Annotated in this window: 21 protein-coding genes; 10 read left to right on the plus strand and 11 right to left on the minus strand. The window is 70.9% G+C overall.

Annotated elements, in window-relative coordinates:
- The first annotated feature begins 24 nt into the window (after positions 1-24).
- From J5Y10_RS20265 to J5Y10_RS20285, 5 genes are all read left to right on the plus strand, one after another.
- Positions 25-1,425 carry an aminotransferase-like domain-containing protein gene (locus J5Y10_RS20265; RefSeq protein WP_209375922.1) on the plus strand — a complete coding sequence of 467 codons (1,401 nt, stop codon included), beginning with the start codon at positions 25-27 and terminating at the stop codon, positions 1,423-1,425.
- A gap of 633 nt (positions 1,426-2,058) precedes the next feature.
- The gene (locus J5Y10_RS28920) at positions 2,059-2,355 is read left to right on the plus strand and encodes a CHASE3 domain-containing protein (protein WP_408901592.1); all 297 of its coding nucleotides are present in this window, start codon (positions 2,059-2,061) and stop codon (positions 2,353-2,355) included.
- A 372-nt stretch (positions 2,356-2,727) separates the two neighbouring features.
- Positions 2,728-3,603 carry an alpha/beta fold hydrolase gene (locus tag J5Y10_RS20275; protein WP_209375924.1) on the plus strand — a complete coding sequence of 292 codons (876 nt, stop codon included), beginning with the start codon at positions 2,728-2,730 and terminating at the stop codon, positions 3,601-3,603.
- Positions 3,604-3,614: 11 nt separating this feature from the next.
- Complete coding sequence (locus J5Y10_RS20280; RefSeq protein WP_209375925.1) at positions 3,615-4,502, plus strand: NAD(P)H-binding protein; 888 nt, start codon at positions 3,615-3,617, stop codon at positions 4,500-4,502.
- 28 nt (positions 4,503-4,530) lie between these two features.
- Positions 4,531-5,394, plus strand: coding sequence for an MBL fold metallo-hydrolase (locus tag J5Y10_RS20285; RefSeq protein ID WP_209375926.1), 864 nt, complete (start codon positions 4,531-4,533; stop codon positions 5,392-5,394).
- A 692-nt stretch (positions 5,395-6,086) separates the two neighbouring features.
- Here J5Y10_RS20285 and J5Y10_RS20290 read toward each other — a convergent pair.
- The 6 genes from J5Y10_RS20290 to J5Y10_RS20315 all read right to left on the minus strand — a co-directional run bounded on the left by J5Y10_RS20290 (position 6,087) and on the right by J5Y10_RS20315 (position 12,550).
- Positions 6,087-6,392, minus strand: a complete 306-nt coding sequence (locus J5Y10_RS20290) for a hypothetical protein (RefSeq protein ID WP_209375927.1) — start codon at positions 6,390-6,392, stop codon at positions 6,087-6,089.
- Between the two features lie 30 nt (positions 6,393-6,422).
- A complete protein-coding gene (locus tag J5Y10_RS20295) occupies positions 6,423-7,487 on the minus strand; it encodes an alpha/beta fold hydrolase (RefSeq protein ID WP_209375928.1) in 1,065 nt (354 codons plus the stop codon).
- 360 nt (positions 7,488-7,847) lie between these two features.
- Positions 7,848-9,119: an epoxide hydrolase family protein gene (locus J5Y10_RS20300; RefSeq protein WP_209375929.1), complete on the minus strand. Its 1,272-nt coding sequence runs from the start codon at positions 9,117-9,119 to the stop codon at positions 7,848-7,850.
- A 136-nt stretch (positions 9,120-9,255) separates the two neighbouring features.
- A complete protein-coding gene (locus J5Y10_RS20305) occupies positions 9,256-9,957 on the minus strand; it encodes a glutamine amidotransferase (RefSeq protein WP_209375930.1) in 702 nt (233 codons plus the stop codon).
- 23 nt (positions 9,958-9,980) lie between these two features.
- The gene (locus J5Y10_RS20310; RefSeq protein WP_209375931.1) at positions 9,981-10,757 is read right to left on the minus strand and encodes an alpha/beta fold hydrolase; all 777 of its coding nucleotides are present in this window, start codon (positions 10,755-10,757) and stop codon (positions 9,981-9,983) included.
- Between the two features lie 38 nt (positions 10,758-10,795).
- Entirely contained in the window at positions 10,796-12,550 is a 1,755-nt protein-coding gene (locus tag J5Y10_RS20315) for a cytochrome c biogenesis protein DipZ (protein WP_245214906.1), read from the minus strand.
- Positions 12,551-12,852: 302 nt separating this feature from the next.
- Between J5Y10_RS20315 and J5Y10_RS20320 the strand changes: the two genes are divergently transcribed.
- The 5 genes from J5Y10_RS20320 to J5Y10_RS20340 all read left to right on the plus strand — a co-directional run bounded on the left by J5Y10_RS20320 (position 12,853) and on the right by J5Y10_RS20340 (position 16,993).
- Positions 12,853-13,593, plus strand: coding sequence for a response regulator (locus J5Y10_RS20320; protein ID WP_209375933.1), 741 nt, complete (start codon positions 12,853-12,855; stop codon positions 13,591-13,593).
- Positions 13,590-14,909 (plus strand): ATP-binding protein, encoded by a 1,320-nt coding sequence (locus J5Y10_RS20325; protein WP_209375934.1) that lies wholly within the window; start codon positions 13,590-13,592, stop codon positions 14,907-14,909. Before J5Y10_RS20320 ends, J5Y10_RS20325 begins: the two co-directional genes overlap by 4 nt.
- Positions 14,910-15,093: 184 nt before the next feature.
- Positions 15,094-15,534, plus strand: coding sequence for an organic hydroperoxide resistance protein (locus J5Y10_RS20330; RefSeq protein ID WP_209375935.1), 441 nt, complete (start codon positions 15,094-15,096; stop codon positions 15,532-15,534).
- A 186-nt stretch (positions 15,535-15,720) separates the two neighbouring features.
- Positions 15,721-16,194 (plus strand): DUF6130 family protein, encoded by a 474-nt coding sequence (locus J5Y10_RS20335; protein ID WP_245214907.1) that lies wholly within the window; start codon positions 15,721-15,723, stop codon positions 16,192-16,194.
- A 73-nt stretch (positions 16,195-16,267) separates the two neighbouring features.
- Positions 16,268-16,993, plus strand: coding sequence for an SDR family NAD(P)-dependent oxidoreductase (locus tag J5Y10_RS20340; protein WP_209375936.1), 726 nt, complete (start codon positions 16,268-16,270; stop codon positions 16,991-16,993).
- Between the two features lie 233 nt (positions 16,994-17,226).
- Here J5Y10_RS20340 and J5Y10_RS20345 read toward each other — a convergent pair whose 3' ends face one another.
- From J5Y10_RS20345 to J5Y10_RS20365, 5 genes are read right to left on the minus strand one after another with little or no spacing between them, the layout of a single operon-like run.
- Positions 17,227-18,222, minus strand: coding sequence for a tripartite tricarboxylate transporter substrate-binding protein (locus J5Y10_RS20345; RefSeq protein ID WP_209375937.1), 996 nt, complete (start codon positions 18,220-18,222; stop codon positions 17,227-17,229).
- Positions 18,223-18,259: 37 nt separating this feature from the next.
- Positions 18,260-19,708, minus strand: a complete 1,449-nt coding sequence (locus J5Y10_RS20350) for an MmgE/PrpD family protein (protein WP_209375938.1) — start codon at positions 19,706-19,708, stop codon at positions 18,260-18,262.
- The gene (gene leuD, locus J5Y10_RS20355) at positions 19,708-20,322 is read right to left on the minus strand and encodes a 3-isopropylmalate dehydratase small subunit (protein WP_209375939.1); all 615 of its coding nucleotides are present in this window, start codon (positions 20,320-20,322) and stop codon (positions 19,708-19,710) included. Before leuD ends, J5Y10_RS20350 begins: the two co-directional genes overlap by 1 nt.
- On the minus strand, positions 20,319-21,719 hold the full coding sequence (leuC, locus tag J5Y10_RS20360) for a 3-isopropylmalate dehydratase large subunit (RefSeq protein ID WP_209375940.1): 1,401 nt from the start codon (positions 21,717-21,719) through the stop codon (positions 20,319-20,321). The genes leuD and leuC overlap by 4 nt, the downstream gene beginning before the upstream one ends.
- A gap of 6 nt (positions 21,720-21,725) precedes the next feature.
- Positions 21,726-22,616, minus strand: coding sequence for an isocitrate lyase/PEP mutase family protein (locus tag J5Y10_RS20365; RefSeq protein ID WP_209375941.1), 891 nt, complete (start codon positions 22,614-22,616; stop codon positions 21,726-21,728).
- Positions 22,617-22,625: the final 9 nt, after the last annotated feature.

Genomic DNA, 22,625 nt, shown 5'->3' on the forward strand with positions numbered 1-22,625 from the left:
TGGATTGTATGGCTTGCCCGCAAGATGAACGCGGCACGGGATGAGCGGGGCTGGGTCCCGCGGATCGAGGGGGTCGAGGGGCCCATCTACCTCGCCATCGCCGGCGCGATCGGCGCCGGCCTGGCCGAAGGGACGCTGCGGCCCGGGGAGCGGCTGCCGACCCATCGCGCCCTGGCGGACGCGCTGGGCGTGGACCTCACCACGGTGACGCGCGCCTACGCCGAGGCGCGGCGGCGCGGCCTGCTGGACGCGCGGGTGGGGCGCGGCACTTTCGTCCGCTCGGCGCCCGCCATGCCCCGTCCGGATGGGGCGGAAGGGCCGGTGGACCTGGGCATGAACCTGCCGCCGCTGCCGGAAAGCCCGGACCTGCCGGCCCTGCTGCAGGAAGGACTGTCGCGGCTGCTGGCCGAAGGGGCGCAGGACATCCTCACCTACCGCCGGGGCGCGGGGACGGAGGAGGAGCGCGCGGCGGGGGCGCTGTGGCTGCGGCCGGTGCTCGGCGCGGTGAACCCGGGGCGGGTGCTGGTCTGCCCGGGCGCGCAGCCCGCCCTTCTCGCGGTCCTCGGCCAGCTGGCGGGGCCGGGCGACGTGGTGCTGACGGACGCGCTCACCTATCCCGGCATCCGCGCCGCGGCCGCGCAGCTCGGCATCCGCCTGGCGGGCGTGGCGCGCGACGAGGGGGGAATGCGCCCCGACGCGGTGGAGGCCGCCTGCCGGACCCTGCGGCCAAAGGCGCTCTACATCATCCCGACGATCCACAACCCCACCACCGTCACGATGCCGGAGGAGCGCCGCCGCGCGCTCGCCGGGACGGCGCTGCGCCTGGATCTGCCGGTCTTGGAGGACGACGCCTACGGCCTGCTGCCCGGGGCCCCGCTCCCCGCCATCGCCGCCCTGGCGCCCGGGATCACCTACCACGTCGCGACGCTGTCGAAGGTGCTCTCCCCGGCCCTGCGGATGGCCTATGTCGTGGCCCCCGGTGGCGCGGCGGAGCGGCTGGGCGCCGCGCTGCGGGCCGGGGTGCTAATGGCCTCGCCCCTGCTGGCGGGGCTGGCGACGCGCTGGGTGCAGGACGGGACCGCCGGCACCCTCCTCTCGGCGATCCGGCGGGAGTGCGCGGCGCGGCAGCGCGTGGCGCGGGCCCTGCTGCCGCGGGGATCCTTCGACGCGCACCCCGAGGGGCTGCACCTCTGGCTGCGGCTGCCGCCGCGCTGGAGCCGGCTCGACTTCACCGCGCATCTACGCCGGCAGGACGGGCTGGCGGTGGTGCCGAGCGACGCCTTCGCGGTGGAGGGCGCCGCGCCGGACGCGGTGCGCCTCTCGCTCGGGGCGGCGAGAGGCCGGGACGCCCTGCGCCGCGCCATCCGGGCCGTGGCCGCCGCCCTGGAGGAGGAGGCGGCGCCCGACTTCACGAACGTGGTGTGAGCAACTCTGCCTTCGTGCCCGTCCGGAGGGGAACGAACTCTGCCCCACTCTCCTCCCCTTATCGCCAGGAGCGCAGTCCGCTCTCCGTGGCCAGTTCTCCGATTGCACCGCCAGAGCAGCACCGGGACTTGTCCAACCCAGGTCCGCTTCCCTGAACCATTCGAGTGACCGGGGTGGGCGCACAGCGGTCATCGGCTCAGTCAAAAGCCTTTTCCCCCGGCGGAGCCATGAGGGCCCGGCCTGTGATCAGGATGCGCGCCGCTAGGGCGCGCCGGTCTATCGAGACTACAATCAAAGAATTTATCCAACCCCGCTCTCGGCCATGAAGAGCGATCGGCAGATGCGTCAAACGATCGCTGAATTCGGATGCGAGCTGGATCTCACCAACGAGGACAGTTCAGGGACGCCTGGACGGGAGGGCAGTCTGAGCACGGGCCGCAGGATCTCGGCCCGTTGATCCAGCGTGGCTCGGTGACCTGCCGCCGGCCGCACCGTTAGCGGTCGCCGCTTCTCGCAGTCACGTTGGGCTGCTACCGGGCCGGTCCCAGACTGAAGTCCTGAATGTTGCCAGCAGTTACATACACTTCGTTCTGGTCGGGGGCGCTGCTTTCGATGCAGCTACTCTCGCCGCGCATGCTATGCTCAGTGCTTACAGGCTTGTTGCAGAGGGCTGTCCTTCCCGCCTTCCAATCTGCCCCTCGGACGGACCTTCGTGACCCGGCAACTCGTCTCCCGCGCCAACCTGCTCGTGCTCGGCGTCCTGGTCGGAATCTGGTCGGCGGCATCGCCTGGGAGCGGTCGAAGGCCGCCCGGGACGCGAGGGGCTGGTCGGACCACACCCAGAAGGTCATCTCCACCCTGAAGGACCTCGGCCTCGCCATCTGGGTGGCGGAGACCGGCCAGCGCGGCTACCTCCTCACCGGGGTCTAGGACTACCTGGCGCCGTACCAAGCGGCCTTGGGGCAGGTCACCGTGCTCTCGGGGGAGCTGCAACGCCTGACCGCCGACAACGCCCTCCAGCAGCAGCGCCTGCGGACCCTGGCACCCCTGAACCTAGCGGGTCGGGGGCAAGCGCGGGAAGATGGTGAAAAGTGCCTCAGGGGGGCCGAGGGCGGCTTCTACCGCCACCGGCTCGTCTCGCCCTTCTACAGCAGGATCCAAATCTGGCCGAGGCCTGGGCGCGATGGCGGGCCGGCCAGACCGATGATGTCGGTCCAGATAGAGACGTCCATCCAATCGCCAGTGCTGAACAGGAGACAGGGTTAAGCCAAACCGGCTGTCAGTCGCGCTGAGGAAAGCCCTATGCCCCCGAACACGCAATCCGGGCAGCATTCAGCTGCCTATTCCCCCAACCAGTATGTTGATCTGGAAGGGCGCCGCCTCGCCTACCGCTCCATCGGTGAGGGCACCCCGCTGGTACTCTGCACGCGCTTTCGCGGAACCATGGACACCTGGGATCCGGCCTTCCTCGACGGGCTGGTGGCCGAGGGACTGCGCGTCATCACCTTCGACTACGCCGGTCTCGGTCTCTCGGCCGGCGAGCGCACCTACAACCCGGCCGTCCTGGCCAAGGATACGGCGGCACTGATCGGGGCGCTCGGCCTCGGGCGCGTGGTGCTCGGCGGCTGGTCGCTGGGCGGCATCGTGGCGCAGGTGCTGCTGGCTACGCGGCCCGACCTCGTCTCCCATGCCGTGCTCATCGGCACCACGCCGCCCGGCCCCGTGGTGAAGCTTCCGGAGCAGCTGTTCATCGACACGGCCCGCATCCCCGGCAGCTCGCTCGACAAGGATACCATTCTCTTCTTCGAGCCGGCATCGGCCGAGAGCCGCGCCGCGGCGGAACGCTCGGCGAAGCGCCTATCCGCCCGGCAGGAAGGCCGCAGCCCCGAGGTGCCAGGCGAATGGGCGGCCGCCCAGCTCGGGGACAGGCCGCGCAACCCGCCCTTTCCTGCCGACGCCGTGCTGGCGGCGCTGAAGGCGACGAAGGTCCCGGTCCTGCACATCGGCGCGGACCATGACATCGCTTTTCCGGTGGAGAACTGGTACGCGCTGAATAGCCAACTCCCCACGTTGCAACTGCTCACCTACCCACAAGCCGGGCACGCGCCCCACCATCAGTACCCGGAAGCGTCGGCCGCCTATATCGGCACCTTCGTCCACTCCACGCTGTGCGCTTGAACATGCCGAGAATGGTCGATCCAGCCGGGCGCCGGACTCGGATTGCTGTCGCGGGCGCGACAGGGCGAGTTGGCAGCACACTGACAGGACTTCTGGCGTCCGACCCCGTGAATGTCGTGGCGCTTACGCGTCGGCCGGATGCCGTTCAGCTGCCAAGCGGCGTCGCCACGGCGGCAATCAATTTCGATCAACCGGAGACCCTGTCCGAAGCTCTCCGCGGTACCGAGCGCCTTTTTCTCGCGCATGGCACATCAGCCCGACAGGTGGCGAACGAGATCGCGGTGATTGATGCAGCGATCGCCGCCGGGGTGTCGCACATCGTCAAGCTGTCCGCGATGGGCCCACCGACCAGGCTGCACCCCTTCGACTGGCACATGGCCATCGAAGCGCACCTAGCGGCCTGCGACATCGGTTATACGGTGCTCCGCCCCGGCTCCTTCGTGAACATTCTCGCACGGGCCGCGACGCCCGTCGCGACGAATACTTGGGGCGGCGCGGCTGGGGACGGGCGCGTCAACCTGATCGACGTGCATGATGTCGCCGCCGCCGCCAGGGTCGCATTGCTCGACGGCAGCTTCCTGCGCGCTCAGCGGGCCTACCATCTGACTGGCCCCGCTGCTGTCAGCATGCCCGAAGTGGCCGACGAGCTGTCGCGGCTGCTCGGCCGTTCCGTAACCTATCAACACCGCACACCCGCAGAACACCGGGACGTGCTGATCGCGTCCGGCCTGGATAATATGGTAGCCGGCCTCCTACTCGGCCTCGACCAGCTCTTCCGCGAGGGTGTCCTGGCGGAGACAACGAACACGGTTTCCGACCTGACCGGCAAGGAAGCTCGGCCGGTCGCAGGTTGGCTGCGCGACAACATCTCCGCCTTCTTGATGGCGTCGACGTCATAGCACTGAAGATCCGAGAGAGGACCTGACAATGACGGAAGCCGGTCGAGCCCAACGCCTGCATTGGGATCTGTTCATTAGGAAGCGTCAGAGCGCGACTAGCGGGCTGCCGCCGGGTCTGGAAGGCCTGAGCTGGGTGGCAAACACGGCCACGCTGCTGTGGGGAGAACAGGACGCCGTTCTGGTCGATACCTTTCTCAGTGATGCGCAGACCACTGAACTCGCGGATTGGATCGAAGCCAAGGGCAAGGCGCTGACCACCATCTATCTGACGCATGCCCACCCCGACCATTTCTTTGGGCTCACCTCCCTACTGGAACGATATCCCCAGGCGCGCGCGGTCGCGCGGCCGAACGTGGTCGCCGCCATGTGGGTCACGTCCTCGCCCGCCGTCCTGGAGGGCAACTGGAAACGTCGGTTCCCAGGCCTCGTGCCGGACCGCCTCACCGTCGCGCAGGCACTGGACAAGGGTCGCTTTGAACTGGAAGGTCAAGAACTGCGCATCCTCGACCTGCCGCATACGGATACCGACGACACCACGGCCCTGCACGTTCCTGCACTCGGCCTCCTGATCGCGGGCGATGCCGTGTACAACGAGACGCACCCCTTCCTGGTCGAGACAGACAGGGCGGGGCGGAAAGCTTGGCTTGCGGCACTCGATCGCCTCGCCTCCCTCGGGCCAAGGCACGTCGTGGTCGGCCATGGTCCACTTCATCCCGATAATAGTCCCTCGCACATCCAGGCCACGCGCCAGTACATCCTCGATTTTGACCGACTGGATGGCCAGACGAAGACCCCGCGTGAACTCTACGATGCGATGCTGGCGCTGTACCCGCACCGCATCAACCCTGGGTCGTTATGGGGCAGCGCGCACGCGGCTAAGGCCCAAGTTTAGACCTCGCTTGATCGAGGCTGAGGCAGGGGGCGCGTAGTCCGCGACTGGCCGGGCCATGGCCTCTCGGCCGCGGCGGACGGGGGCGGGGTTGTCTTCGTCGGCGGTGATGCTCAACGGCGCTTCTTGCCTCGTGAGGACGGCTTGATCTTGCGAGTCTATTATGCCTGCAGTGGTGATATCTCCTGCACCTCGACATGCCCCACATCGGGGCGGTGATGGCAGTCGGGCAAATCGCAGCCGGTGACGATGCCGGGGACATTCTCAGAGCCGGGCACCCTGAACGCTTCGATGTAGAGCCCACGCCAGGAGCAGCGGCCCTCGAAGGGTGCACCGGGCGGAGCAGGAAGCGGCCAAAGCCACCTCGTCCTGCTGCAAGCCGCAAACCGGGTGCTGATAACAGTGGTACCATGGCCGGGTCTGGCCGAGAACTGCCCGACCGCTTTCCGGCAGGACATACCGGAAAGCGGTCATCGACCGGCTAGCCACCCAAGTTGGGCGCACCAGGACGTCGCGATCGGGCAAGCCCAATGGCGCATGGCGCCGCGTCGGCCCTGGCAGTCCCGGGCCGGGAACAATCCGGAGTCGTCCGGGGCTCAGGACGGGGGCTGAACACCGGAATGTCCTCGTGACTTCGTCGGGAGAGCCTGGCCGCGCCAGGACGCGGGCTGGCCCGCTAGGCCCTGGGATGCCGCCTATGGCCGCTGGTCACCGGTGGAGGGCAGCGGCGCCCCGCGCATCGGCTCGATGCCGATGTCGAACCCGGTGCCGCCCGTCAGCGCGCCGCTTCCGGCGGGGGGAAGGGAGCCGCCGCGCATGGGTTCCGTCGCGATATCGGGTCTGGCGCTGGTCACGGGCACCCGCGCCGCGGCTGGCAGCGACCCGCCGCGCATCTCCTCGTGTCCGATGACGGGCGGCGGGCTGGTCTGCGCGCAGGCGCTGAGGAGGGCGAGGCCGAACGCGGCCAGGACGGCGCGGCTCGCGGGATGGAAATGGCTCATGGGATCTTGTCCTTTCGGGTGATGACGGGTTCAGAACCGGTCCACGTCGAGGATCGCCTGGGCGAACTCGCGCGGCGCTTCCTGCGGCAGGTCGTGGCCGATGCCGCCGGTGATGTCCCGGTGCTGGTAGCGACCGGTGAACTTGCGGGCGTAGCTGGCCGGCGGCGGATAGGGGGCGCCGTTCGCGTCGCCCTCCAGCGTGATGGTGGGCAGGACGATCGTGGGGAAGGCGGCGAGCTTCGCTTCCAGCGCGTCGTACTTCGCCTCACCCTGGGCCAGACCCAGGCGCCAGCGATAGTTGTGGATCGAGATCGCCACATGGTCCGGGTTGTCGAGCGCCGTCGCGGAGCGGTCGAAGGTGGCGTCGTCGAACCGCCACTTCGGCGAGGCCAGCTCCCAGATCAGGCGCACGAACTCGCGCGTGTTCTTCGCGTAGCCCTGCGCGCCGCGCTCGGTGGCGAAGTAGAACTGGTACCACCACAGCAGCTCCGCCTTCGGCGGCAGGGGCGCGCGGTTGGCCTCCTGGCTGCCGATAAGATAGCCGCTGACGGAAACAAGGGCCGTGCAGCGCTCGGGGAACAAGGCGGCGAGGATGCAAGCGTTGCGGGCGCCCCAGTCGAAGCCGGCGACGAGGGCCTTCTGGATGCCTAGCGCGTCCATCAGGGCGATGGCGTCCACCGCGAGCGCGCTCTGCTGGCCGTTGCGGGGCGTGTCATCGGAGAGGAAGCGCGTGGCGCCGTAGCCACGGAGATGGGGGATGATCACCCGGTAGCCCGCCGCCGTCAGGATCGGCGCCACGTCCACGAAGGCGTGGATGTCGTAGGGCCAGCCATGGAACAGCAGAACCGGCTTGCCGTCCGCCGGGCCCTCCTCGACATAGGCCACGTCCAGGACGCCGGCGTTGATGCGCTTCAGGGGCGGGAAGGCAGTGCGGCCCGCGGCCACGGGGCGGGCCGCTAGGCGGGTGGACGTGGACGCGCCCTGCGGCGCCTGCTGGGCGATTGCGGGCGCGACCGTGGCCAGCCCGGTGGCCGCGACCCCCAGGGCGGCGGTCCCGAGGAATGTCCTGCGGCGCTGGTCTATCTGTTCAGGCATCACTGTCTCCTCTTCACGTCGTTGGTGAAGGGGAGAAGACTGCACCGCTGTATCGCCCCGATGTCGTGGACTCGCGGGATCTGCAAGACCCTGTACGGAGCGGGCTGCTGTACACGCGCCGATACATTATCGATAACGCGACTGCCCAGGAGCTGACTGAAGGATCTCCCGGGGACGGCGATCTGACCACCGTGGAGATGCGGGTGGATTCGGAGGAGGCTGAATCTCAGGCGGTGATCGAGGACTTCCGGCACCGCAGACCCGCCAGCGCTTGTAACCCCTTGCAATCGCGTCGGGAGACACGAGGGACTCCGCGCCGGCCCGAAGGGCACGGCGCGGCTTGCCCGGCGGTGCGGCGGATCAGCGCAGGCCCCGGAAGGCGGCGCGCACCTCCTTCACGAAGATCCGCGGCTGCTCCCAGGCCGCGAAGTGGCCGCCTTCGCTCGCCTCATTGAAGTAGACCAGGTCGTGGTAGCAGCGCTCCGCCCAGCTGCGCGGGGCGCGGTAGATCTCGCCGGGGAAGACGGTCACGGCCACGGGCGTGCCCGCGATCTCGCGCGCGTTGAAGTTGTTCGAGTGATCCTCCCAGTAGATGCGCGCGGCGGAGGCTCCTGTTCCGGTCAGCCAGTAAAGCGAGATGTCGTCCAGCATCTCGTTCTTCGTCAGCACCTTCTCCGGATCGCCGCCGCTGTGGGTCCAGCTCGCGAACTTCTCGTAGATCCAGGCGGCGAGGCCGATCGGGGAGTCGACGAGCGAGTAGCCGATGGTCTGGGGGCGCGTGACCATCATGGTCGCATAGCCGGAGCTGTCCTTATAGAACGCCGCCAACGCGTCGAAGGCGCGGCGCTCCTCCGGCGAGAGGCTCGGCGGAGCCGGGTTATCCGCCGTGAGGATGGCGGCGATGTCGTCCGGTACCGTCGCCGGCATGTTGAGATGGATGCCGGCAAGACCGGGCACCTTCTGGAGCGCCATGCGTTGCGAGATCACCGCGCCACAATCGCCGCCCTGCGACACGTAGCGCCCGTAGCCGAGCCGTTGCATCAGCACCGACCAGGCACGGCCGGTCCGGTCGGACCCCCAGCCCCTGGTGATGGGCTTTCCGGAGAAGCCGAAGCCGGGGATGGAGGGCACGACGAGGTGGAAGGCGTCCGCGGCCGAGCCGCCATGCTTCACCGGGTCCGTCAGCGGCTCCAGCACCTTCATGAACTCCAGGACCGAGCCGGGCCAGCCATGGGTCATGATCATCGGCATGGCGCCGGCATGGGCGGAACGGAGGTGGATGAAGTGGATGTCGAGCCCGTCGATCTCCGTCATGAACATCGGCAGCGCGTTCAGCCGCGCCTCGATCCGGCGCCAGTCGTAGGCCGTGGCCCAGTGTGAGGCGAGAGAGCGGAGACGCTCAAGGGGCACACCCTGGGCGAAGTCTGCCCCCGTCTCCTCGGGCCAGCGTGCCGTGGAGACGCGGCGGCGCATCGCGTCGAGATCGGCCTGGGGGATCGCGACCCGGAAGGGACGGATGGCGCCGCCGGGCTCGGTAGCCCGGAGGGTGGCGGGTGCTAGGCCCGCCGCGGCCGCGAGGCCGACGGAGGCCAGAAGACGGCGCCGTGACGGGGAGGGAAGATGATCGGACATGGAGAGGACTCCTTCTCTGCTTGCCCCGCCATCAGGCCGCGCGACTGTCCCTGCGATGTGTCGGGACGCGCTCTTTTCGGTATCCGGGTGTAGAGCGCCAGCCGCGGCCGCCCCGCCCGGTTTGCACCGATGTCCCTCAGCGCAACTCGGCCAGCCACTCCGTCAGCATGGCGCGGGCGGGGCCGCGCAGGGCCGCGCCGCACCGCGCGGCCTTGGCGCGCAGCCCGCGCGGATCGATCCCGGCCCCGGCCAGTTCCGTGGCGTGGCCGATCAGCCAGGGCTCGATCCCGGCCGAGGCGTCGAACTCCGGGTGGAACTGCAGGCCCAGCACGTTCGGGCCGCGGGCGAAGCCCTGGGTCGCGCAGGCCGGCGTCGTGGCCAGCCCCTCCGCGCCCCCGGGGATGGCGAAGGCGTCGCCGTGCCAGTGCAGTACCGCCACGCCCTCCAAGTGCCGCAACGGCCCGACCGCCCCCGCTGGGGTGAGGTCGAGGGGGGCGAAACCGATCTCCTTGGCCCTGCCCGGCTCCACCCGCGCGCCCAGCGCTGCCGCCATGAGCTGGGCGCCGAGGCAGACACCCAGCGTCGGCCGCAAAAGGGCCAGACGCCGCCGGAGGAGCGCGATCTCCTCTGCCAGGAAGGGGTAAGCGTCCACCTCGTAGGCGCCGACCGGCCCGCCGAGGACGACCAGCAGGTCGTCCCCGAGCGGATCGATCGCGGCGAGGCTGTCCCTCCCGGCATCGTGGTAGTGGATGAAGTAGCCGGCGGCGCGCAGGGGCTCATCGAAGGTGCCGAGGTCCTCGAATCCCACGTGCCGGATGACGCGCGCGACGCCGATCATGCCCCGCTCCTCCCGCGCCGCCGCTACCGCCCCGCCTCGCGTGCCGCGTCCTCGATCACCGCCGCGACCCTTTCGGGCTGGGACGCGAAGACGGCGTGGCTGGCTGCGATCTCCGTCACCGCGCTGCCGGCGCGCCGGGCCATGCGCCGCTCCAGTTCGGGGTTGATGGAGCGGTCCTCCGTGGCCACCACCGCCCAGCTGCGCTTGCCGCGCCAGGCCGGCTCCCCGGCGGTGGCGGTAAAGGCGGCCTTGGCGGCGAAGACCTGTGACCGGGCGAGGAAGGCCGTCTCCTCCCGGGGCAGGTCGGCCGCGAAGTCGGCGTGGAAGGCGGCGGGGTCGAGGTAGAGGTACTGCCCGTCCCCCGTCTCCCGGATGCCCTGCCCGGCGGGCGGCGTGGCGCCTGCCAGCCCGGCCAGGCTCTCGCCCCGGTCCGGCTGGAAGGCCGCGCCGTAGACCAAGCCGACCACCGCCGCGTGGTGCCCGGCCTCGGTGATGACCATGCCGCCGTAGCTGTGGCCGACGAGGAGAGTCGGGCCCTGCTGCAGGTCCAGCACGCGCCGGGTCGTGGCCACGTCGTCCGCGAGGGAGGTGATGGGCTGCTGCACCACCGTGACGTTCAGGCCGCGGGCGAGGAGGATCTCCGCCACGCGGCGCCAGCCAGAGCCGTCGGCGAGGGCACCGTGGACGATGACGACGTTCCGCACCTCGGCGGCCTCCGCCGCGGAAGGTCCGGCCGCGGTGGCGACGGCGCCGGCCGCGATGGCCAGGGCTAGGGCGGTGACGTGGCGGCGGTTCATCATGGGTCTACTCCTGCAATACGGTGGGTTGGGGAGGCGGGTCAGCCGAAGGTGAAGGCGTAGGCCTCGACGCCGGGGTCGAGGAACCGGATCTCGAAGCGCCGCGCCCGCACGGCGCCGGATTGGCGGACGAGCTGGTAGAGGCGGGTCGCGTCCACCGTGCCGTAGCCCTCGGCATCCGTGTCCGCGCCGTGGTCGGCGCCGGGCGCCTGGCCGTCGATGGTCACGCGGAAGCGCACGGGGCGCCCGGCGGCGCCGGGGCCGAGCACCAGGTGCAGGTCCCGGGCGCTGAAGCGGTGGTCGAGGCCGCCGCCGGGCGCGTTCAGCACGGCCTGCTCGGCCTGGACCGTCCATTTGCCGGAGAGGCCCCACTCGTTCACCCGCAGGTCGCCGACGGAGTAGTCCCGTGCCGCGTCGGCCCGCACGCTCTCGCGGGAGGCGAACCCGGTGGCTTGGCGGTAGCCGACATAGGTCTCGCCGGAGCGGATGTTGGCCAGGTTCGGCGCCGCCTCGATGGCCTGGGGCCGTGGCTCGGCGGGCGTGCCGGCGGGCATCCCGCCGCTCGCCTCGCGCAGCAGGTCCCGGATGGCGGCCTCGAAGCGCTCGTAGTGCCCCTCGCCGAACTGGCTGTAGCGGATGCGCCCGCCGGCATCGACGAGGTAGAAGGCCGGCCAGGCGTTGTTCCGCCAAGCGCGCCAGATGCGGTAGTCGCTGTCCACCGCCACGGGGTAGGCGATCCCGAAGTCGGATACTGCGCGGCGCACGTTCTGGAGCCGCTTCTCGAAGGCGAATTCCGGGGTGTGAACGCCGACGACGACGAGGCCCTGGTCCCGATACCTCTCCGCCCAGGCGCGCAGGTAGGGCGTGGTGCGGATGCAGTTGATGCAGGAGTAGGTCCAGAAATCGACCAGCACCACCTTGCCGCGCAGCGCCTCCGTCGTCAGCGGCGAGGAGTTCAGCCATTCCACCGCGCCATCCAGGGGCGCGGCGCTGCCCTGCACGGGCAGGCTGCTGCGGTAAGGCGGGGCGGCGTCGGAGGCCGCAGCGCCACTGCCGGCCGTCTCGGTCGGGGCATCGGCGGGACGCAACCCGTTCAGGACTGCATGCTCGGTGGCCGTGGTGCCGGCGTAGGACACCCGCGCCAGCGCGCCTGTGTCGAGGCCGAGCGCGATCGTCGCCACGCCGGCGAGGACGGCGGCGCCCAGGCCGCGCCGCACCCACTCCCCGGCGCCAAGGGACACCTTCAAGGCCGCCAGGACCCGACGACCCGCGAGCAGTGCCACGGCCAGCGAGGTACCCGCGCCGGCGGCATAGGCCAGCAGCAGCAGCGCCGTGCCGGCATTCGGGCCGTTCAGCGCCGCCCCCGTCAGCACGAGGCCGAGGATCGGCCCAGCGCACGGGGTCCAGAGCATCCCTGTCGCCGCGCCGACCAGCAGCGAGCCGAAAGCGCCCCAGCGGCCGTCGCCGGCGGCGCCGAGCAGCCGGTTGCCCCCGTCTACGAAGGGCCGGGCCAGGGTGCTCGCCAGACCGGGCAGCAGCAGGGCGGTGCCGAAAAGCGCCAGCAGCAGGATCCCGGCGAGACGCCCGATCTCGTTCGCCCGGACTGCCCATCCCCCACCCACTGCCCCCAGCGAGGCCACCAGGGCGAAGGTGACCGCCATGCCGGCCAGCATCGGCAACGTGTCGCGCAGGAAGGAACGCCCGGCCCGCGCGAGGACGAACGGAATGACCGGCAGGATGCAGGGGCTGAGGATCGTCAGCCCGCCGCCGATGTAAGCGATGAGGAGAAAGGGCATGGCCACCTCTGGGGATTGAAGCCGTGCCGCAATCCCAGCGGGGCCGGGTATCCGGAGTATGTGCCCGGGCGGCCGGAAGCGTACCGTGCTGTCGCTGCCGGGCCGCGCCATACAAGCCGGTACAATCTGGAACGGGCCGGGCAGCTCCCACCTCGTCCCGGCCCACGATACAAGGGCATACAATTCCGGCCCGCGCCGATACAGGCTGGATACCCGGCCGACCCTATCCTGCGGCAAGCCGGGGTCGATGTTTCCGGAGCGGCCACGATAGACTCAGCGTAGGGACGGCGAGAGGGGCGCGCATGGACCATGTCGACCACATCCTGATCGTCGACGACGACCGGGAGATCCGTGATCTGGTCTCCGAGTACCTGAGGCGAAACGGCCTGCGCGTGACGGTGGCCGCAGACGGACGGCAGATGCGGAGCTTCCTGGACGCCAACACGGTGGACCTGGTCGTGCTCGACATCATGATGCCGAGGGAGGACGGGCTGACCCTCTGCCGCGAGCTGCGCGGGGGCAGGCACAAGGCCATCCCTATTCTGATGCTGACGGCCCGCAGTGACGAGACCGACCGCATCATCGGGCTTGAGATGGGCGCGGACGACTATGTGCTGAAGCCCTTCGCGGCGCGGGAGTTGCTGGCGCGCATCAACGCCGTGCTGCGCCGCACCCGGATGCTGCCGCCCAACCTGCAGATCAGCGAGGCCGGCAAGGTCCTGACCTTCGGCAACTGGCGCCTCAACACCGTGGGCCGGCACCTGATCGACAGGGAGGGCACGGAGGTGGCGCTGAGCGGCGCCGAGTACCGGCTCCTCCGCGTCTTCATCGACCACCCCAACCGCGTCCTGAACCGCGACCAACTCCTCAACCTCACCCAGGGGCGAGACGCGGAGATTTTCGACCGCTCCATCGACCTGCTGGTGAGCCGCCTGCGCCAGCGGCTGCGCGACGACGCGCGCGACCCGGCCTACATCAAGACCGTGCGGAGCGAGGGCTATGTCTTCTCGGCCTCGGTCGAGATCACGGAACCCATGGGGTGAGCGCCGCGCGCGCTTCGCGCGGCTGGTGGCCGCGCACCCTGCGGCTCCGCGTCTTCCTCATCCTCCTCGCCGGCCTGGCCGCGGCCTACGGCCTGTCCCTCGTCGCGCTGAGCGCCGAACGATACCTGTCGGCAAAGGCGATGATGCTCGGCACGCTGGAGAGCGACGTCGCCACCTCCATCAACATCCTCGACCGGAGCCCGGCGGAGGACCGCCCCTGGCTTGCGGAATGGCTGGCCCGCGGCAGCTATCGCTTCGTGATCGGCCCCGGCGAGCCTGGCGTGGCGGAGACATCCACCCGGGGGCGCGAGATCGCGGCGCGGATTGAGGAGGCGGCGGGAGGGCGGTTTCCCGTCGCCATCCGCTCCATCCCCGGGGAGCGGGAGCGGCTACAGGCTCACCTGACCCTGAGCGACGGCGGTCCCCTGACCATCGACATCACGCCGCGCGGTGTCATGCCTGTCGCCAGATGGCTGCCCTGGGTTCTGGCCGCCCAGATGGTTCTCCTCGTGCTCTGCGCCTGGCTCGCCATGAACCAGGCGCTGCGGCCACTCGGCGATCTGGCGGCGGCGGCCGACGCGCTGGACCCGAACCGGAACGGCACCGACCTGAGCGAGACCGGCCCCAGTGAGGTGGCCCACGCGGCCCGCGCCTTCAACGCCATGCGCCGAAGGATCGCCGGTTACCTGGAGGAGCGGGTACAGATCCTCGCCGCCATCTCCCACGACCTGCAGACGCCCATCACACGGATGCGCCTGCGCGCGGACATGGCGCCGGACTCGCCGGAACGGGACAAGCTGGTGAACGACCTGCGCGAGATCGAGGCCCTGGTGCAGGACGGCATCGCCTACGCCCGCAGCGCCCATGGCAGCGGGGAGAAGGTGGCCCGCATCGACATCGCGGCCTTCGTGGACAGCCTCGCCTGCGACTACCAGGACACCGGCAAGGACGTCGCCGTCTCCGCCCTGGTGGAGGGCGTGGTCTCCACCAAGCCGCACGCGCTGCGGCGCATCCTCTCCAACTTTCTCGACAATGCCCTGAAGTTCGCGGGCACGGCCGAGATCGCCATCGAACGTGGCAGGGACGGGGGTACGGTCATCACGGTCCGGGACCGGGGGCCCGGCATCCCGGAGGACATGCTGGACGCCGTGATGCAGCCCTTTGTCCGGCTGGAGGAGTCGCGCAGCCGCGACACGGGCGGAACCGGGCTGGGTCTCGCCATCGCCGGGCAACTGGCGGGCAGCATCGGCGGCTCGGTGCGCCTTTACAACCGGCCCGAGGGTGGCGGGTTGGCCGCCGAGCTCGTGCTGCCCTGACCTGTGCCCGCTGACCAGCGCGGGCCGCACGGGATCGTAAGCCAGCGTATCACGGCCCGCCGGTAGCGGAGGTCCGATACGAAGGCGCGGGAACGCGGACAAGCGCTGGATACCTTCCCACTGGATGCTCGCCTCACGGCCGGGAACGGCCGCGTCACAGGCCCGAGGGGCTGAGGAGCATCCCATGACGACGATCGAGAAGGTTCTCTACACCGGCCGTGTCCACACCACCGGCGGGCGCGACGGCAGCGCGAGCAGCGATGACGGCCGACTGGACCTGCGGCTCTCGCCCCCGGGCAGCGCGCAACCGGGGACGAACCCCGAGCAGCTCTTCGCGGCGGGGTGGTCCGCCTGCTTCATCGGCGCGATGGGGCTGGCTGCGGGCCGTCGCAAGCTGACGCTCCCGGCGGGCACGGCCGTGGATGCGGAGGTGGACCTCGGCAAGGCAGAGGACGGCTTCCACCTGCGCAGCCGCCTCGCCGTCTCCCTTCCCGGCTTCGATCCTGCCCTCGCGCAGGAGCTGGTGGAGGAGGCGCATGCGACCTGCCCCTACTCCAGGGCTACGCGCGGCAACATCGGGGTGCAACTGACCCTCGTCTCCACCATGGCCTCCCAGCCCGCCTGAAGGGCCATCGCTCATGGTCCTCCTGAAGAAGTTGTCCATCCGGATCGCTTCGCTGGGTCTCCTGGGTCTCGCCGTCCTGACGGCGCCCTGCACCATCGAGGCCACCTCCCGCGAGCCCTCTCCCTTGGCCGGCCTAGTTTCGCTGGTCTCGGCGGGGACGGGCCAGAACCAATGACAGGATTGTCGATGAGAAGCGTGCTTATGCTTGGCCTACTATGGGGCACCCTGGGCCTGATCGGGCCGGCCCTGGCCCAGACCGCTGGTGATGTCCTCGGCCCGGCGGGTGTCGTCCCGCTCACGGCACCGCAACCCCCAGCCCGGATCATCGTCGATCCTCCCCTGGCCGAGCCCCTGTCCCGCGGCTTCGTTTTCATCCAGTACCGGGCGGAGAACCTACGGATCCAGCCGGTCTTCGGTCCCAAGGCGACGGAGGTCACGCCGCGGATTGGCCACATCCACGTCACCGTGGACGGTGCGCCGTGGCACTGGGCCGATGCCAGCGGCGAGCCGATCATCCTCGTTGGCCTCCCGCCGGGGACGCACGCCGTGGAGGTGATCCTCGCGGACGCCAACCACCGGCCGCTGGACCGCGGCGAGGTCTCCTTCACCGTGCCGCCAGCTGAGCATGGCGGCGCGGGTGAGCACGGTCGGCCGCGCTAGGCCGGGCGACCCTTTCCCTGATCGGCCCACCGTCGGCCCGATCCTCCCCCAACAATCATCAGGAACTACGACAATGATTTCCGACAAGCTCGCGCTGGTCCTCGGTGGCTCGCGCGGGATCGGCGCGGCGATCGTCGCGCGTCTGGCAAGGGACGGCCACGCGGTGGCGTTCACCTACGCCTCCAGCGAGGACAAGGCGAAGGCGCTGGCCGTTTCTGTGGCCGCTTCCGGCGGCCGCGCCCTTCCGATCCGTGCGGACAGCGCCGACCCGGTGCAGATCTGCGACGCGGTGGCGAAGGCGGTGGAGTGGTCCGGGCCCATCGACGTCGTCGTCGTAAACGCCGGGATCTTCACCCTGGGGAGGGTCGGCGAGGTGGAGCTGGAGGACCTCGACCGGATGCTGAGCGTGAACGTGCGGGGCGTCTATCTCTCGGTCCAGGCCGCGGTACCCCACCTGAAGGACCGCGGTCGCGTGATCACGATCGGCAGCAACGTGGCGATCCGCACCGGCATGCCGGGAGCGAGCGTCTACCAGATGACGAAGGCGGCCGTGGCCGGGATGGTAAAGGGCATCGCCCTCGATCTCGCGCCGCGCGGCATCACGGTAAACAACATCCAGCCCGGCCCGACGGACACCGACATCAACGCCGGCGCCATTGGCATGCTGGCGGATCGCAGCCCGCTGAAGCGCGTGGCCAGCCCGGATGAGATCGCCGGCCTCGCCTCATACCTCGCCCGTGAGGAGGCTGGCTACGTCACAGGCGCCAGCCTGACCATTGATGGCGGCTTCACGATCTAGTCGCTCTGAGCCGGGTGATGTTGCCTGGGATCGAGGGATGAATGTCGCGCCTGGCTAGGTCAGCGAGGCGGGATATTCAGGGAGCGGTCGCTTCGGTCTTCGCCACCTCTCGCAGGTCGTCGTCTCGGCCGTCAGTTGGAGCTGACGTCCGCTTACGAGAACCTCCCCAAGGAGCAAGAATGACCGATGTGGGCGCAAAGCGGCTGTGGAGAGGTCTGCCGGAGCTTCCTAGGTCACTCCGGCACCACGCCCGCGAAGCGCGCCATCTCGGACCGGCGCTCGGTCTCCTCCAGCAGGAAGCGGCGGTAGTCCTGGGGCGACGACGCGACCACCTGGATGCCGAGCGGACGTAGCGACGCCCTCGTCTCCGGCGCTTCCAGCGCGGCCTTCAGCGCGGCGTGCAGCGCCTCGATCAGCGGGGCCGGCGTTTCCGCCGGCACGTTAAAGCCGTACCAGAAGGCGCGGGCGGCGGCGTTCGGCACGACCGAGGCGATGGTGGGAACCTCGGGCAGCTCCGCCAGCGGCACGTCGGAGGCGACGGCGAGCGCGACGAGCGATCCGGCGCGCAAGTGCGGCAGGGCGGTGGTGAGGCTGAGGAGACAGAGATCGGTCTCCCCCTGGATGACGGAGGTCGTCATCTGCCCGCCGCCGCGATAGGGGACATGGGTCAGCTCGGTGTCGGTGCGCCGGGTCAGGTCGGCGATGGCCAGGTGGGTCGCGTTCCCGGCGCCGGCCGAGGCATAGGTCAGGCGCCCCGGCTCCCGCCTCGCCCGCGCGAGCAAATCGGGGAGCGAGGCGGCGGTGCCGGGACGGGTCACGAGGACCTGCGGCGCGTGGACCGCGAGCATCACGGGCGCCAGCTCCCGCCGCGGGTCGAGCGGCGGGCGCTGCATGATGTCCGTGGTGATCGTCATGGAACCGCTATCGGCCACGAAGAGGGTGCGGCCGTCCGGCGCGCTGCGCGCCACATGAAGGGCCGCGAGGGCCGCGGAGCCGCCGGGCCGGTTGTCCACCACGAAGGTGTTCCCGGTCCGCTCGGAGGCGGCGCGGGCGGCGATCCGCGCGAAGGCGTCGATGCCGCCGCCCGCGGCGAAGCCGACCACCAGGCGGATGGTTCCGCCGGGAAGCTCGGCCGCCCGAAGGCCGCGCGGCGACAGCGCGATGGCCGGCGCGGCGAGCAGGAGCGCGCGCCGGCCGGGGCGCGGGCGCCCCTGTCCGATCCATGTCATGGTCTCTCTCCCGATGATGGCCGGGGGCGGCCCTGTCTCAGCGCAGGGCGCAGCCGGCCGGTGGTGCGAGCAGCGCGATGAGTTCCCCGGCATCTCCCAAGGCCTCCAGACCCAGCACGGCGCGCTCGATCGCGTCGCGGCGGGCGGGCTCGACGATGCCGTCGGTGAGTTGGCGGTACTTCCTAACGATCTCGTCATTGGTCAGCGGGTGGCGCAGCCCGCCGCGCGGGCCGTCGATCTCGATCTCCTCCACCCCCCCGTCCCGGAAGGTGACGCGCATGCGGGAGCGGCCGCGCCCGTCCGGGCCGCGCCGGTCGTAGTCGGGTTCGTGGTGCGCGGTGACCTTCGGCACCAGCGCCCAGACGTCGTCCTGCCCGATCCGACTCTCGCCGAACTGGCCGATCAGCGCGGCGCCGTCGATGGCGGCGACCGAGACGGCGTAGGCGAGGTTCATCTGCGCCCCGATCTCCGTCAGCGGCCGCTCGGCCGTCCATCCGCCATGGTGGTAGGAGGCGTGGTTGAGCCAGACCTCGATGCGCTCCACCTGCTCTGCGTGCAGCGGGCGGCGCTGCCGCAGGGCGAGCACGGCGTCGATCGGCCCGATCAGCCCGCCCATTGCGGCATAGGGCTTGATCGCGATGCGCTCCACTTCCCAGCGCTCGCCGAGGGCGTCCGCGACCTGCGACGCGTCAGGGTCGTGTCCCTCTCCGAAGGTGGAGAGGAACCCGCCGTACTCGCGCTCGAATACCCGCTTGATGCCGGTGTAGCCGCCCTCCGCCAGGAAGGCGGCGTAGAGGCCGGCACGCGCGGCGAAGCCGTGGTGCATGCGCTTCGACATGGCCTCGTACTGCGCGGCCATGAGGCCGGCGGACTGCGTGGCGGCGAGGCCGAGCGCGTCCTCGGTGCGGGCCGGGTCCAGCCGCAGCAGCGCGCCGGCGGCGGCAGCGGCAGCGTGGGTGCCGAAGACCGAGCCGGAGTGCCAGCCACGCGAGAGCATCTGAGCCCCGTGCAGCGCCAGCCCAACGCGCGGCCCCACTTCGTAGCCCGCGATGGCGCCGCGCAGGAGTTCGGCCCCGCCGATGCCGCCGCGCTGCTCCGCGCAGGCCAGCAGGGCCGGCAGGACGACGGAGGCGGAATGCAGCGGCGCCAGCGGGTGGAAGTCGTCGATCTCGAAGCCCTGTATGAAGGTGCCGTTCAGCAGGGCCGCGGCGGAGGGCGAGGTCCGGCGGCCGCAGCCGATGACGGTGGCGGTGCCGGACTCCAGGGCGGTGACGATCCCCAGGGCCCGCTGGGACCACGGCATCTGCGCGCCGACCAGGGCGCAGGTGATGCCATCCAGGGTGACGTGCTTCGCGCGTTCCCGGACGCGCTCCGGCACGTCCTCCAGCCGCAGCGCGGAGAGCCAGTGCGCCAGCCGGCCGGTCGGGCCCGCCGGGTCCGTCGCGTTGCCCGCCACGCGAGGGTCTTCCTGCGCCGTCATGCTCATCAGGCTGTCTCCCGCCAGATCCATGGGCGAGCCGCCCGGTCCCGCTCCTGCCAGGCCGCAATCTCCGCCGAGCGCTTCCGGGTTTGCCCGAGCTCATCCAGCCCCTCCAGCAGCGCCTCGCGCCGGAGCGGCGCGACCGTGAAGGGCATGGGAGGACCTTCGGGCGGGGTGACCGTCCCGCTCGCCAAGTCCACCGTCACGGGCGCGCCGGAGGCGGCCTGCCGCGCCAGCCTCTCCACGGCATCGGCCGGCAGCGCGACGGGGAGCATGCCGTTCTGGAAGCAGTTGCCCTGGAAGATGTCCCCGAAGCTCTCGGCGATGACGCAGCGCAGGCCCATGCCCATCAGCGCCCAGACCGCGCCCTCCCGCGAGGAGCCGCAGCCGAAGTTCGGGCCGGCGATCAGGATGGGCGCGCTGCGGAACGCGGGGCGGTTGAGGATGAAGTCCGGGTTCTCCGCGCCGTCCGCGCCGTAGCGCAGCGGCTCGAAGGCGTAGCGGCCCAGCGTGTCCCGGGCCGTGCCTGTCAGGCGCTGGATGGGGATGATGACGTCGGTGTCGGTGTTCGGGCGCATCAGCGGCGCGGCGGCGCCGGTGACGGTAGTAAAGGGTGTCATGCCGCGAGCCTCCGCACGTCGATGATGGCGCCCGTCACGGCAGCCGCGGCGGCCATCGCCGGTCCCATCAGGTGGGTGCGCGCCCCCGGGCCCTGGCGGCCGACGAAGTTGCGGTTGGAGGTGGAGGCACAGCGCGCGCTCTCCGGCACGCGCTCCCCGTTCGCGGCCACGCAGAGGCTGCAGCCGGGCTCCCGCCACTCGAAGCCGGCGCTGCGGAACACGGCGTCCAGCCCCTCCGCCTCCGCCTGGCGCTTCACCGCCTCGGAGCCGGGCACGACCCAGGCGCGCACACCCTCCGCCACCTTGCGCCCGCGCGCGACCGCCGCGGCCTCCCGCAGGTCGGACATGCGTGAATTAGTGCAGGAGCCGATGAATACCCAGTCCACCGGCGTGCCTGCGATGGGGCGGCCGGGGGTCAGGCCCATGTAGTCCAGCGCGGCGCGCCAGGCCGCGCGGCGCTCGGCATCCGGCGCCGCGCCGGGGGCCGGGATCGCCGCGTCGATGGCGATGGTGTGCTCCGGGCTCGTGCCCCAACTCACGGTCGGCACGATGCCGGCCGCATCCACCACGACCTCCCGGTCGAAGACGGCGTCCGCGTCGCTGGCCAAGCCGCGCCACTGCGCGAGGGCGCGGTCGAGCATCGCGCCCCCGGGCGCGAAAGGGCGGCCGGCCACGTAGGCGAAGGTCGTCTCGTCCGGCGCCACGAAGCCCATCTTCGCGCCGAGCTCGATGGCCATGTTGCAGACCGTCATGCGGCCCTCGATGGAGAGGGCGCGGATGGCCTCCCCGGCGAACTCCACCGCGTGGCCCGCGCCGCCATCGGCGCCGATCCGGCCGATCAGGTGCAGGATCAGGTCCTTCGGCGTCACCCCCGGCCCCGGGCGCCCCTCGAAGCGCACGCGCATGGCGCGGGGCTTGCGCTGCCGCAGCACCTGGGTCGCCAGCACGTGCACCAGTTCGGAGGAGCCGATGCCGAAGGCCAGCGCGCCGAGGCCCCCGTTGGTGCAGGTATGGCTGTCGCCGCAGACGAGGGTGGTGCCGGGCAGGGTGATGCCCATCTCCGGCCCCATGACGTGGACGATGCCCTGCCCGACCTGGCCGAGATCGAAGAAGGGAATGCCGTTGCGCGCGGCGCCGTCCCGCAGGCCGGACCAGAGGCGCTCGCCCGGGCCGTAACTGTCGCCGCGGCGGCCGGGAGCGGTGGAGACGGCGTGGTCGGGCGTGGCGAAGGCGAGGTCCGGCGCGGCGACGGCCAGGCCGCGCTCCCGCATCTCCTCCATGGCGCGCCAACCCGAGAGGTCGTGCATCAGCACGCGATCGATGTGCAGCAGGGACCAGCCGTCGCCGAGATCGGCGACGACGTGCGGGTCCCAGAGGCGGTCGAGGAGGGTGGGCATGCTGCGCTACTTTGCCGGCGCCGGCTCGGTGGCCGGGACGGGATCGCGGAAGCGGGTGCGAAGCGCATCCCACTCGTCTGCGCCCCAGCGGCGGAAGCGTTCCCGCACCGGGGGCGCCCCGGCGGAGGAGGGTGGCGCATCGGTGTCCCGCACCACGCGCAGGGCCTCGTCACAGGCCTGTACCACGGCGCTGAGCAGCAGGCTGGGAAGGATGGCGAGCTTGTAGCCCATGGCCTCCGCCTGCCCGAGCGGCAGGTCCGGCGTCTTGCCGCCGCGCACCACGTTCAGCAGGCAGGGGCCGCGCACCAGGCGCGGGATGGCCGCCACCTCCTCGATCGTGCGCGCGGCCTCGACAAAGGCCATGTCGGCACCGGCCTCCAGGGCGAGGTTGGCGCGGGCGATCGCCTCCTCCATCCCGATCACCGCGCGGGCGTCGGTGCGGGCGATCACCAGGAAGTCCGGGTCCCGCCGGGCGGCGACGGCGGCGCGGATCTTGGCGACGAACTCCTCCCGCGGGACCACCTCCTTGTCGTCCAGGTGGCCGCATCGCTTGGGGAAGACCTGGTCCTCGATGTGGAGCCCGGCGATGCCGGCGCGCTCGTAGGACTGCACGGTGCGGGTGACGTTCAGCTCGTTGCCGTAGCCGGTGTCCGCGTCCGCGATGACGGGCATGGTGACGGAGCGCGCGATGACGCCGCCGTTCTCCGCCATCTCGCTCATCGTCAGCAGCCCAAAGTCGGGGTAGCCGAGGGAGGCGGAGGTGCCGGCTCCCGTCATGTAGACGGCGGAGAAGCCCGCCTGCTCGGAGAGCTTGGCGGTGATGCCGTCATAGACGCCGGGGGCGCGCAGCATGCCCTGTGCGGCGAGGAGGGCGCGGAGCTTGGCAGGAGGGGTCATCGGATCGTG

Origin of the sequence: Roseomonas indoligenes (genome assembly GCF_017813365.1) — a bacterium.
Classification (GTDB): Bacteria; Pseudomonadota; Alphaproteobacteria; order Acetobacterales; family Acetobacteraceae; genus Roseomonas; species Roseomonas indoligenes.